General features: G+C 54.3%; 11 protein-coding genes. 10 read left to right on the top strand and 1 reads right to left on the bottom strand.

Annotation, left to right across the window (positions count from 1 at the left end):
- Nucleotides 1-60: 60 nt before the first annotated feature.
- Complete coding sequence (locus B9L19_RS12105) at nucleotides 61-303, bottom strand: YlmC/YmxH family sporulation protein (RefSeq protein WP_025951122.1); 243 nt, start codon at nucleotides 301-303, stop codon at nucleotides 61-63.
- Nucleotides 304-496: 193 nt separating this feature from the next.
- Between B9L19_RS12105 and dpaA the strand changes: the two genes are divergently transcribed.
- The 10 genes from dpaA to B9L19_RS12050 all read left to right on the top strand — a co-directional run bounded on the left by dpaA (nucleotide 497) and on the right by B9L19_RS12050 (nucleotide 11,611).
- Nucleotides 497-1,402 (top strand): dipicolinic acid synthetase subunit A, encoded by a 906-nt coding sequence (dpaA, locus tag B9L19_RS12100; RefSeq protein WP_013145722.1) that lies wholly within the window; start codon nucleotides 497-499, stop codon nucleotides 1,400-1,402.
- On the top strand, nucleotides 1,399-2,004 hold the full coding sequence (locus tag B9L19_RS12095) for a dipicolinate synthase subunit B (protein WP_013145721.1): 606 nt from the start codon (nucleotides 1,399-1,401) through the stop codon (nucleotides 2,002-2,004). The genes dpaA and B9L19_RS12095 overlap by 4 nt, the downstream gene beginning before the upstream one ends.
- Before the next feature lie 111 nt (nucleotides 2,005-2,115).
- Nucleotides 2,116-3,159 carry an aspartate-semialdehyde dehydrogenase gene (gene asd / locus B9L19_RS12090; protein WP_047753341.1) on the top strand — a complete coding sequence of 348 codons (1,044 nt, stop codon included), beginning with the start codon at nucleotides 2,116-2,118 and terminating at the stop codon, nucleotides 3,157-3,159.
- Nucleotides 3,160-3,179: 20 nt separating this feature from the next.
- Nucleotides 3,180-4,433, top strand: a complete 1,254-nt coding sequence (gene dapG, locus B9L19_RS12085) for an aspartate kinase (protein ID WP_047753340.1) — start codon at nucleotides 3,180-3,182, stop codon at nucleotides 4,431-4,433.
- Nucleotides 4,434-4,438: 5 nt separating this feature from the next.
- Nucleotides 4,439-5,314: a 4-hydroxy-tetrahydrodipicolinate synthase gene (gene dapA, locus B9L19_RS12080; RefSeq protein ID WP_025951126.1), complete on the top strand. Its 876-nt coding sequence runs from the start codon at nucleotides 4,439-4,441 to the stop codon at nucleotides 5,312-5,314.
- 167 nt (nucleotides 5,315-5,481) lie between these two features.
- Nucleotides 5,482-7,152: a ribonuclease J gene (locus B9L19_RS12075; RefSeq protein WP_047753338.1), complete on the top strand. Its 1,671-nt coding sequence runs from the start codon at nucleotides 5,482-5,484 to the stop codon at nucleotides 7,150-7,152.
- A gap of 117 nt (nucleotides 7,153-7,269) precedes the next feature.
- Complete coding sequence (locus tag B9L19_RS12070) at nucleotides 7,270-8,010, top strand: ClpP family protease (protein ID WP_025951128.1); 741 nt, start codon at nucleotides 7,270-7,272, stop codon at nucleotides 8,008-8,010.
- Nucleotides 8,007-8,231, top strand: coding sequence for a YlzJ-like family protein (locus B9L19_RS12065; protein WP_023634155.1), 225 nt, complete (start codon nucleotides 8,007-8,009; stop codon nucleotides 8,229-8,231). Before B9L19_RS12070 ends, B9L19_RS12065 begins: the two co-directional genes overlap by 4 nt.
- A gap of 108 nt (nucleotides 8,232-8,339) precedes the next feature.
- Nucleotides 8,340-10,670: an FtsK/SpoIIIE family DNA translocase gene (locus B9L19_RS12055; protein WP_047753337.1), complete on the top strand. Its 2,331-nt coding sequence runs from the start codon at nucleotides 8,340-8,342 to the stop codon at nucleotides 10,668-10,670.
- A 209-nt stretch (nucleotides 10,671-10,879) separates the two neighbouring features.
- Nucleotides 10,880-11,611, top strand: a complete 732-nt coding sequence (locus tag B9L19_RS12050) for a GntR family transcriptional regulator (RefSeq protein ID WP_011230782.1) — start codon at nucleotides 10,880-10,882, stop codon at nucleotides 11,609-11,611.
- The last annotated feature ends 65 nt before the right edge of the window (nucleotides 11,612-11,676 follow it).

Below are 11,676 nucleotides of genomic sequence, written 5' to 3'. Positions count from 1 at the left end.
CGAGCTCAAAAAAGCTAACGACCTTTCGCTAGGTTGTTAGCTTTTTCGTTTCCGCCTCTTTCACCCTTCCTCGGGGACGTCGATCATCACCATATCGGCGCCGATTTTGCGAATATATTTCCACGGCACGCGAATTTCCTGTCCGTCTTTGCGAAACCCGAACCATTTTCCGATTGGGATGAGCAGCGCCTCGATCTGCCCCGTTTGCTCGTTGATTTCCAAATCGGTCTGCCCGAGCACCCCGAGCCGCTCGGCTCGGCTTACATCGACAATTTCTTTTCCGCTTAACTCGCTCAGCCTCATGCTGGTTTCCCTCCTTTTTCGCTTCTTTACTTTATATGTAAGGAACAAAAACAGAAAACATGACTGCCTCTTGTCAGCTTTGGGCGCATATCGCCCATTTTTTCCTGCAAGGATATTCACCTATATTTTCCTTCCAACATAAGATGGGAAAGGAAACGGAGCAGTTTGCCAGAAAAGAAGGTGAGCGTACAACATGATGCTGACAGGAATGCATATCGCCATCATCGGCGGCGATGCTAGGCAGCTTGAAGTCATTCGCAAACTCGTTGAACTCGACGCGAAGTTGTCGCTTGTCGGCTTCGACCAGCTCGCCCATCATTTCACCGGGGCGATGAAGCTGCCGATTGGCGAAGTCGATTTTGCCGATTTGGATGCGATCATTTTGCCGGTTCACGGCACGACGCTGGACGGAAACGTCAACAGCGTGTTTGCCCACGAACCGATTCCGTTTACAGAAGAGATGGTGCAAAAAACGGCGCGGCAATGCACGATTTATTCCGGCATCAGCAACGCGTATTTGGACGAATTGGTGAAAAAAACAGGGCGCAAGCACGTGCAGTTGTTTGAGCGCGACGATGTCGCCATTTACAACTCCATTCCGACCGCGGAAGGCACGGTGATGATGGTCATTCAGCATACGGATTTTACGATCCACGGCTCATGCGTTGCCGTCTTGGGGCTTGGACGCGTTGGCATGACCGTCGCCCGGACGTTCGCCGCGTTGGGGGCGAAAGTGAAAGTCGGGGCGCGCCGGTCGGAGCATCTCGCCCGCATTACCGAAATGGGGCTCGTGCCGTTTCACTTAAACGATTTGGAAAAAGAAGTGCGTGACATTGACGTCTGCATCAACACCGTGCCTCATCTCATCGTGACGGCGAGCGTCATCGCCAAAATGCCCCCCCATACGCTGATTATCGATTTGGCGTCAAAACCGGGCGGCACTGACTTCCGCTATGCCGAAAAACGCGGAGTGAAAGCCATTTTGGCGCCCGGGCTTCCGGGGATCGTCGCGCCGAAGACAGCTGGGCAAATCATCGCCAACGTCTTGGCGCAGCTGTTATATGCAGATTTACAAAAACGGGAGGAGAATCATGCATGAGCGGAAACAGCTTGAAAGGAAAACGGATCGGCTTTGGCCTCACCGGGTCGCATTGCACATATGATGCGGTGTTCCCGGAGATCGAGAAGCTTGTCAACGAAGGAGCGGAGGTGCTGCCGATCGTCACCTATACGGTGAAAACGACGAACACCCGCTTCGGAGAAGGAGAAGAATGGGTGAAAAAACTGGAGCAACTGACTGGAAACGAGGTGATCGATACGATCGTCAAAGCGGAGCCGCTCGGACCGAAAATCCCGCTCGACTGCATGGTGATCGCCCCGCTCACCGGCAACTCGATGAGCAAGCTGGCCAATGCCATGACGGATTCCCCCGTTTTGATGGCCGCCAAAGCGACGATGCGCAACCACCGCCCGGTCGTGCTTGGCATCTCTACAAACGATGCGCTCGGCTTAAACGGCGTCAATCTTATGCGGCTTATGGCAGCAAAAAACATTTATTTCATCCCGTTCGGCCAAGACGCCCCGCAGGCGAAGCCGAACTCCATGGTCGCCTACATGCCGCTTTTGCGCGATACGATTCTCGCCGCGCTTGAAGGAAAGCAACTGCAGCCGGTCATAATCGAGCGGTTCCGCTACAACTGAATCAAAAATCAATGTTCCGCATAAAAATGTTCTCTCGTCCACAGCGGAATGTGATAAAATAAAGACTATGAATTCACTTCTTAGAGTGACGATGTGGAAGGAGAATGGTTGATGGCTCAAAAACAATATCATGTCGCTGTCGTCGGAGCAACGGGGGCAGTTGGGCAGCAAATGGTGCGGACGCTTGAAGACCGGAACTTCCCGGTTGGAAAATTGACTTTGTTGTCATCGGAGCGGTCAGCCGGCAAAAAAATGCGTTTCCGCGGCGAGGAGATCGAAGTGCAGGCGGCATCGCCCGAGCGCTTTGACGGGGTCGATATCGCCTTGTTCAGCGCCGGCGGCGCCGTATCGAAAGCGCTGGCGCCGGAAGCGGTGCGGCGCGGGGCGATCGTGATCGACAATACGAGCGCATTTCGAATGGAGGAAAACGTGCCGCTTGTCGTTCCGGAAGTGAACGAAAGCGATTTGACGTGGCATAACGGCATTATCGCCAATCCGAACTGCTCGACGATTCAAATGGTCGTGGTGTTGGAGCCGATTCGAAAAACGTTTGGCTTAGAGCGCGTCATCGTCTCGACGTACCAGGCCGTCTCCGGGGCGGGAGCACAGGCCATTGAAGAGCTCAACGAGCAGACGAAAGCCGTGCTCGAAGGCAAGCCGGTTGAGGCGAACATTTTGCCAGTGAAATCGGACCAAAAGCATTACCCCATTGCGTTCAACGCCATTCCGCAAATCGATAAGTTTCAAGACAATGGGTTCACGTTTGAAGAGATGAAAATGATCAATGAAACAAAAAAAATCATGCATATGCCTGAGCTGAAAGTGGCGGCGACGTGCGTGCGCATTCCAGTGGCGAGCGGCCATTCGGAATCGGTGTATATCGAAATTGAACAAGACGGCGTCACCGCCTCTGACTTGCAGGCGGTGCTCCGCGAAGCGCCGGGCGTCGTGCTTCAAGATGATCCGAGCGAACAGTTGTACCCGATGCCGGCCCATTGCGTCGGCAAGTACGACGTGTTTGTCGGCCGCATCCGCCGCGATTTGGACAACCGCCGCGGCTTCCATCTATGGATTGTCGCTGACAATTTGCTAAAGGGTGCAGCCTCGAACTCGGTGCAAATCGCGGAAAGTTTGTTGAAGCTTGGGCTCATTTGAAAAAGCATCGGGGGGTTAGCATGAAGCTTATTGTTCAAAAGTTCGGCGGCACGTCCGTCCGCGATGAGCGCGGGCGGAACTTGGCGCGCCGCCATATTGAACGGGCGCTGGAAGATGGCTATAAAGTCGTGGCCGTCGTATCGGCGATGGGGCGTCGCGGCGATCCATATGCGACCGATACGCTGCTTAGTTTGATCGGCGGCGTTCATCACCATGTCACCAAACGAGAGCAAGATATGCTTATGGCGTGCGGAGAAATCATCTCAAGTGTTGTGTTCAGCAACTTGTTGAACGAACACGGCATCAAAGCGACGGCGTTCACCGGCGCCCAGGCTGGATTTTGCACGAACAGCGATCATACGAACGCGAAAATTCTCGAAATGCGCTGCGACCGCCTCCTTGAGGCGCTCGAGCAGTACGACGTTGTCGTGGTCGCCGGCTTTCAAGGCATGGCGGAAAACGGCGACATCACAACGCTCGGCCGCGGCGGGAGCGATACGTCGGCGGCAGCGCTCGGTGCGGCGTTAAACGCGGAGTGGGTCGATATTTTCACCGATGTCGACGGCGTCATGACCGCCGACCCGCGCATCGTGGAGAGCGCCCGGCCGCTTGACGTCGTGACGTATACGGAAATTTGCAACATGGCGTACCAAGGGGCGAAAGTGATCCATCCGCGCGCGGTGGAGATTGCCATGCAGGCGAAAGTGCCGCTGCGCATCCGCTCCACGTACTCCGATGCCCCCGGGACGCTCGTCACTTCATCGGTGCGCAACCGAAAAGGAAGCGATGTGAAAGAGCGGCTTGTCACCGGCATTACGTACGTCGCCGACGTCACACAAATCAAAGTTCTGGCGAAAGAAGGCCGCTATGAGCTGCAGTCTGACGTGTTTCAAGCGATGGCCCATGAAGGGATCAGCGTGGACTTTATCAACATTTCCCCTTACGGTGTTGTGTACACCGTAAGCGGCGACATGACGGAAAAAGCGGTGGCCGCCCTGCGCCGCATCGGCTACGAACCGGCCGTGACGCCCCGGTGCGCCAAAGTGTCGGTCGTCGGCGCCGGCATTGCCGGCGTACCAGGGGTGACGGCGAAAATCGTCACGGCCTTGTCGGAGCAAGGCATTCAAATTTTGCAGTCCGCCGACAGCCATACGACGATTTGGGTGTTAGTGAAGCAAGACGATATGGAAAAAGCGGTCAACGCCTTGCATGACGCCTTCTGCTTGTCTGAGGCGGATGCGGGCTTAGATGAAGCGATTGGGAGCGAGGAGTGAAAACCGTGGTTCAGTTCGGGAACATCATAACGGCGATGGTGACGCCATTTGACCGAAAAGGGAATCTCGACTTGGCAAAAACAACGGAGCTTGTCAACTATTTGCTTGACAATGGCACAGATGCGCTCGTTGTCGCCGGCACGACCGGCGAGTCGCCGACGTTGACGACCGAGGAAAAAATCGCGCTTTTTCGCCATGTCGTCTCCGTCGTCAACGGCCGGGCGCCGGTCATTGCGGGAACGGGCACGAACAATACGCGCGCGTCGATCGAGCTGACGAAAAAGGCGGAAGAGGCGGGCGTCGATGCGGTCATGCTTGTGGCGCCGTATTACAACAAGCCGAATCAAGAAGGGCTGTATCAACATTTCAAAGCGATTGCCGAAAGCACATCGCTGCCGGTGATGCTGTATAACGTTCCAGGGCGCACGTCGGTGAGTCTTGCTCCGGAGACGGTCATCCGGCTGTCCGAAGTTCCGAACATTGTCGCTGTCAAGGAAGCGGGCGGCAATTTGGACGCCATGGCGGAAATCATTGAGCGTACGCCGGACGACTTTTTGCTCTACAGCGGCGACGACAGCTTGACGCTTCCAGTGCTGGCGATCGGCGGCAATGGCGTCGTCTCGGTCGCGTCGCACATCATTGGCAATGAAATGCAGGAAATGATTCGTTCGTTTTTAGCGGGTGATCATCAGAAGGCGGCGGCGCTGCATCGAAAATGGCTGCCGATCATGAAAGGCTTGTTTGCCGCCCCAAGCCCGGTGCCGGTGAAAACGGCGCTGCAGCTGCGCGGGCTGGACGTTGGTTCGGTGCGCCTTCCGCTTGTGCCGCTTGTCGAACAAGAGCGGAAGGAGCTAAGCCGCCTGCTCGCTGCGCTGTCGTAACGAAACGATTCCCCAACGCTTTGCTTGCGCGTTGGGGCTTTTTTTGCCCTCCGCCCGGAAACCCATTGGCTGGTGAATGAACCATCTTGTGTTTTTCAGCATCGATTCGTTATAATAAAAGCAAGTGACTTTGAGCGGGTTAGCATCACAATTGGGAGGACGCAGCCTTGAAATCAAAAATAAAGCCGGTAGAGAAAATACGCATTTTTGCCCTTGGGGGAGTCGGAGAAATCGGCAAAAACATGTATGTTGTCGAATTGGATGAGGACATTTTTGTCATCGACGCCGGAGTGATGTTTCCGGAAGACGAAATGCTCGGCATCGACAAAGTGATCCCAGACATCACCTATTTAATTGAACGGCAGCATCGCATTCAGGCCATTTTTCTCACCCATGGGCACGAGGAGCATATGGGGGCGATCGCCTATGTGCTCAAGCAGCTGTCTGTGCCGGTATACGGAACGAAGTTGACGATTGGGTTGGCGGAGGCGCTGTTAAAAGAACAAGGGGTGTCGGGCGCGAAGCTCAACGAAGTTCATCCGGATGCGGAGCTCGTGTTTGATAAGGCAAGAGTAACGTTTTTCCGCACGATCCACAGCATCCCCGATTCGATCGGCATCAGTCTGCATACATCGCAAGGTGCGATCGTGTACACGAGCGATTTTAAATTTGACCAAACCCCGTACGGCAACAACCGCACCGACTTGGGAAAAATGGCGCAAATCGGCGAAGAAGGGGTGCTGTGTCTTTTGTCCGACAGCACAAACGCCGAGCGCCCCGGCTACAGCGGCTCCGATACAGTCGTTGCCTATGAGATCGCTGACGTGATCAGCCATGCGAGAGGCCGTGTGTTTGTTGCCTGCTACGCTTCCAACATCACCCGCATCCAGCAGGTGCTGTACGCCGCCCGCCAATCCGGGCGTAAAGTGGCCGTCATCGGCAAAACGCTGCATAAAGTAATGGACATCGCCGTGCGCCTTGGTTATTTGCACGTTCCAGACAAGGTGACGATTTCTGCGCACGATCTCGATCGCTACCATGACCGCGAGCTCGTCATTTTGACAACCGGCGGGCATGGCGAGCCGATGAGCGCGCTTTGGCGCATGGCGCGTCAAACGAACAAACAAGTGAACATCAAAGAAGGGGATACCGTCATCGTCGCCGCATCCGTCATGCCGGGCTATGAGCTTGGGTTCGCGAAAACGATCGACGCCTTGTATCGGGCCGGCGCCAACGTGATTTACCGCGACCGGCAAGTGCACGTATCTGGGCACGGTTGCCAAGAAGAATTAAAGTTGATGCTCAATTTAATGAAACCAAAATACTTTATTCCGGTGCATGGGGAATATCGGATGCAAAAAGCGCACGCTCGGTTGGCGAAGGCGGTCGGCATCTCGGAGGAGCGGACGTTTTTAATCGACAAAGGGGAAGTGATCGAGTTCCGCGGCGGCGCCGCCCGCCCCGGCGGCAAAGTGGCGTACGGCAACATTTTAATTGATGGCCTCGGCATTGGCGATGTCGGCAACATTGTGTTGCGTGACCGCCGCTTATTGTCCCAGGACGGCATTTTGATTGCGGTTGTCACACTGAACAAGGCGACAAAAACGATCGCCGCGGGGCCGGAAATCATTTCGCGGGGGTTCGTCTACATGCGCGAGTCTGAGACACTGCTTGAGGAAGCAGAGAAAATGGTGGCGGCGATCATCGAGCGTTGCCTTGAATCGTACATGCTTGAATGGTCGTCGTTGAAAGCGAACATCCGTGAAGCGTTAAGCCAGTTTTTGTTTGAAAAAACGAAGCGCAGACCCATGATTTTGCCTATTATTATGGAAGTATAATGCAATCATGCTCAAAGTCAAATGGAAAATGCTGGAAACGGTCAGCCGTTGCCGGCATTTTTCTTTTTCCTTTCGGTCATACTAAGTGTATGATCGACAAGAAAGGAGACGAAATGGATGGAGAAGGAACATGATGTTCAAGCGGAAACCGAGGGCGAACAGCCAGAAACAAAGGCCGAGGAAGCGGCTGCCGCCATCACCCAGCTTGGGCAGACGAACGTCCCGCAAATGGATCCCGATACGAACATTCATTGTTTGACGATCGTCGGTCAGATTGAAGGGCATATTCAGCTGCCTCCGCAAAATAAGGCGACGAAATACGAGCACGTCATTCCGCAGATTGTGGCTATCGAGCAAAACCCGAAAATTGAAGGGCTGCTCGTCATTTTAAATACGGTCGGAGGCGATGTGGAAGCAGGGCTCGCCATTGCGGAAATGCTCGCCTCGCTCTCGAAACCGACTGTTTCCGTGGTGCTTGGCGGCGGCCATTCGATCGGCGTGCCGATTGCTGTGTCGTGCAACTATTCGTTCATCACCGAGACGGCGACAATGACGATTCATCCGATCCGTTTGACGGGGCTTGTCATCGGCGTGCCGCAGACGTTTGAGTACTTGGATAAAATGCAGGAGCGCGTCGTTCGCTTCGTGACGAAACATTCGAAGATCAGCGAGGAAAAGTTTAAAGAGCTCATGTTTTCCAAAGGCAATTTGACGCGCGACATCGGCACGAACGTCGTTGGACCTGACGCCGTCCGGTACGGGCTCATCGATGAAGTCGGGGGCGTGTCCCAAGCGATGGCGAAGCTGCGCGAGCTGATCGCGATGAGGAAAAACGGGGAAGGGAAGATGATCCAATGATTTTGTATACGATCATGCCCGAACATTTGATTTTTCCGGTCGATGCCGCTGTTTATGAGAAGCGGAAAATGGTGTATTACGAGGGCATTCCGTTTCTCGTCCAAGCTGTCGAAACGGGAGAATATGAAATCGTGCAAAACTTAAGCACGAATCCGTTCCATTTTTTAAACGCCAAATATGCGCCTGGGGCGCGATTTCCGGCTTCTCTGGCAACATCGTAATGAATTGTTCAGCCGTTCATGATATAATAGAAAACAAACGGAAAAAAGCAGCCAACAATGGCTGCTTTTTTCCGGCTTGCCAATTCATTCATGCTGGAGTGAACGATCATGGCGAAACGAAAGCGAAGAAGAAAAGGGAAGCCGTCAAAAACACAGCCATGGACGGAAACCATCCGCTTTGAATTGATCGGCCTTGGCTTGCTCGCGGTCGCTGTCGTGGCGATGGCCCGCCTCGGGCTTGTCGGGGAGACGCTCGTGCTTGTGGGCCGCTTTTTTTTCGGCGAATGGTACATGCTATTAGTAGGCGGACTTTTCCTATTATCGCTCATCCTCATGTGGCGGCGGGAGTGGCCATCATGGACGGGCCGCCCGTTTGTCGGCGCTTCGTCCATCGCCGCGGCGCTTCTGCTTTTGAGCCATGACAAGCTGTTTGAACTCATGTCGCGGCGCGGCGAGCTTGATCCGAGCATCATTCGGACGACGTGGGGGCTGTTTTGGAACGAAGCAAGCGGCAAGGCGGCCGATGTGGATTTAGGGGGCGGAATGGTCGGCGCGCTGTTATTTGCCGCCAGCTATCAACTGTTCGATTCGCCCGGGACGAAATGGATTTGTTTCCTTCTGTTCATCGTCGGCTTCGTCGTGCTAACCGGGAAATCGCTGCGCGAGACGGCCGGCAAATGGGGTGCTTTTGCCGCAGCGTTTTTGCGAAAGGAATGGTTGGCGTTTGTTGAAGATATCAAGCAATGGCGGGCGGGGAGGAAGCGCAAGGAAAGCCGCGGCCGAAGCCGGCGCTCGCGGCGGTCGGCCGCGAAGCGAGAAGACGAGCCGGCTGAAGCAGTCAGCGTCGAGCCGGATGAGGAACTGCTTTCCCCGCCGCCGATCATTTCCGATTTTGCCGCGGTCCGGTCGGCCGCTGAGCCGGAAGAAGAGAAGAATCCACTGGTAGAAGGCGACAGTGGGGGGGAGGAGGACAAACCGGCGCCGCCGCTTGCGTTTTCCGAGCATGAAAACACCAATTACGACCTGCCGCCGCTTGATTTGCTTCGCCTGCCGAAGCCGGCCGGGCAATCGGCCGATCATGCGAACATTTACGCCAACGCGCGAAAACTGGAGAAGACGTTCCAAAGCTTCGGCGTCAAGGCGAAAGTGACGCAAGTGCACCTCGGTCCGGCGGTGACGAAATATGAAGTGTATCCGGACGTCGGGGTGAAAGTAAGCAAAATTGTCAGTTTAAGCGACGATTTGGCGCTCGCTTTGGCGGCGAAAGACATCCGCATTGAAGCGCCGATCCCCGGCAAGTCCGCGATCGGCATCGAAGTGCCAAATGAAGAGATCGCCACTGTTTCGCTGCGCGAAGTGCTGGAAGCCATTGAGCATACACGGGACAAGGCGAAGCTGTTGATTCCACTTGGACGCGACATCTCCGGTGAAGTCGTCGCTGCAGAACTAAACAAAATGCCGCATTTGTTGATCGCCGGCGCGACCGGCAGCGGCAAAAGCGTCTGCATCAACGGCATTATCGTCAGCCTGCTCATGCGCACGAAGCCGCATGAGGTGAAGCTGATGATGATCGATCCGAAAATGGTGGAGTTAAGTGTGTACAACGGTGTTCCTCATTTGTTGACGCCGGTCGTCACCGACGCGAAAAAAGCGGCTCAGGCGCTGAAAAAAGTCGTCCAAGAAATGGAGCGGCGCTACGAGCTGTTCTCGCATACCGGCACGCGCAACATTGAAGGGTATAACGAGCATATCCGCCACCATAACGAAACGGCGTCGGAACAGCAGCCGCTTTTGCCATATATCGTGGTGATCATTGACGAATTGGCCGACTTGATGATGGTGGCTTCCTCGGATGTGGAAGAGGCGATCACCCGTTTGGCGCAAATGGCGCGCGCCGCCGGCATCCACTTGATCATCGCCACCCAGCGCCCGTCGGTGGACGTCATCACCGGCGTCATCAAAGCGAACATTCCGTCGCGCATCGCCTTCAGTGTATCATCCCAAATCGACTCGCGCACCATTTTGGATATGGGCGGGGCGGAAAAACTGCTCGGCCGCGGCGATATGCTGTTTTTGCCGATGGGAGCCTCAAAACCAGTGCGCGTCCAAGGGGCGTTTGTCTCCGACCAAGAGGTGGAAGACGTCGTTCGGTTTGTCATCGGACAGCAGCAGGCGCAATATTATGAGGAGATGTTCGTCGAAGACAGCGAACCCTCTTCCTCAGTCCTTGAAGACGAGTTGTACGATGAGGCGGTCCGTCTTGTCGTTGAAATGCAAAGCGCCTCCGTCTCCATGCTGCAACGCCGCTTCCGCATCGGTTACAATCGCGCTGCTCGGCTCATTGATGCCATGGAGGAGCGCGGCGTCGTCGGCCCGTATGAAGGAAGCAAGCCGCGCGCCGTTCTTTGGTCGAAGGAAGATTTAAAAAAGACATCATAAATGAAAAAAAGGGCGGGCGAAAAAAGCCTGCCCGCTCAATCATACATCTTATTGGAAGCGTTGCCAATCCTATTTCGTTTTCTTCGACAAAATTTGATATCACCTATTTATTTGCCCAGTAAAAAATGATATAGTAATCTCAAAAAGGTTATATGTCTAATGTCAGAGGTCTGATCTCAACGGAAATGCGTAACACGGAGGACGTTGTCATGTCAATCAAATCAGACAGCCGCCACCTTTACTTGCAAGTGATTGATCGCATCAAGCGCGATATTGAAACGGGAGTGTACAAAGAAAAACAAAAACTGCCGTCCGAGTTTGAACTTGCCAAACAGCTTGGCGTCAGCCGGGCGACATTGAGGGAAGCGCTCAGGGTGCTTGAAGAAGAAAACATTATCATCCGCCGCCACGGCGTCGGAACGTTTGTCAACGCCCGTCCGCTGTTTACGTCCGGCATCGAACAGCTCTCAAGCGTCACGGATATGATTCGTCAAGCGGGACGCAAGCCAGGAACGATTTTTTTGTCTTCCTCCATCCAACAGCCGACGGAAGACGATATGCGCCGCTTTCAATGCCGGCCGGACGAAAATTTGCTGCTCATTGAGCGGGTGCGTACCGCCGATGGAGAGCCGGTCGTTTATTGCTTGGATAAAATTTTATGCAAATATTTGCCCAAAGGGATCTCTTATGAGCAAGAGTCGTTGTTTGAAAACTTGCACAACCAAACGCATCGCGACATCGCCTATGCGGTCGCGCGCATCGTGCCGCTCGGCTATCATGAAAAAGTGTCACCGATTTTGCAATGCGACCCGGAAACGGCGCTGCTTGTGCTCAAGCAAATGCATTTCGATAAAAACGATGAGCCGATTTTTTATTCTGTCAACTATTTCCGCTCCGACAAGTTCAGTTTCCATGTCATGCGGAAGCGGTTCAGCTTTTAAGGAGGTGAAAAGGGTACATAGAAAGAAGCCGGAAGTTTCATACTACATGAAGGAACCAATTTTCA

It is taken from the genome of Geobacillus thermocatenulatus, from assembly GCF_002217655.1.
Classification (GTDB): Bacteria; Bacillota; Bacilli; order Bacillales; family Anoxybacillaceae; genus Geobacillus; species Geobacillus thermocatenulatus.
The sequence above is the reverse complement of the archived record's forward strand: the minus strand, read 5'-3'. Positions and strand labels throughout refer to the sequence as shown.

Bases quoted from the DNA above. Each gene is read 5' to 3' on its own strand.
- B9L19_RS12105 (WP_025951122.1), bottom strand. From the start codon at position 303: ATGAGGCTGAGCGAGTTAAGCGGAAAAGAAATTGTCGATGTAAGCCGA.
- dpaA (WP_013145722.1), top strand. From the start codon at position 497: ATGATGCTGACAGGAATGCATATCGCCATCATCGGCGGCGATGCTAGG.
- B9L19_RS12095 (WP_013145721.1), top strand. From the start codon at position 1,399: ATGAGCGGAAACAGCTTGAAAGGAAAACGGATCGGCTTTGGCCTCACC.
- asd (WP_047753341.1), top strand. From the start codon at position 2,116: ATGGCTCAAAAACAATATCATGTCGCTGTCGTCGGAGCAACGGGGGCA.
- dapG (WP_047753340.1), top strand. From the start codon at position 3,180: ATGAAGCTTATTGTTCAAAAGTTCGGCGGCACGTCCGTCCGCGATGAG.
- B9L19_RS12070 (WP_025951128.1), top strand. From the start codon at position 7,270: ATGGAGAAGGAACATGATGTTCAAGCGGAAACCGAGGGCGAACAGCCA.
- B9L19_RS12065 (WP_023634155.1), top strand. From the start codon at position 8,007: ATGATTTTGTATACGATCATGCCCGAACATTTGATTTTTCCGGTCGAT.
- B9L19_RS12055 (WP_047753337.1), top strand. From the start codon at position 8,340: ATGGCGAAACGAAAGCGAAGAAGAAAAGGGAAGCCGTCAAAAACACAG.
- B9L19_RS12050 (WP_011230782.1), top strand. From the start codon at position 10,880: ATGTCAATCAAATCAGACAGCCGCCACCTTTACTTGCAAGTGATTGAT.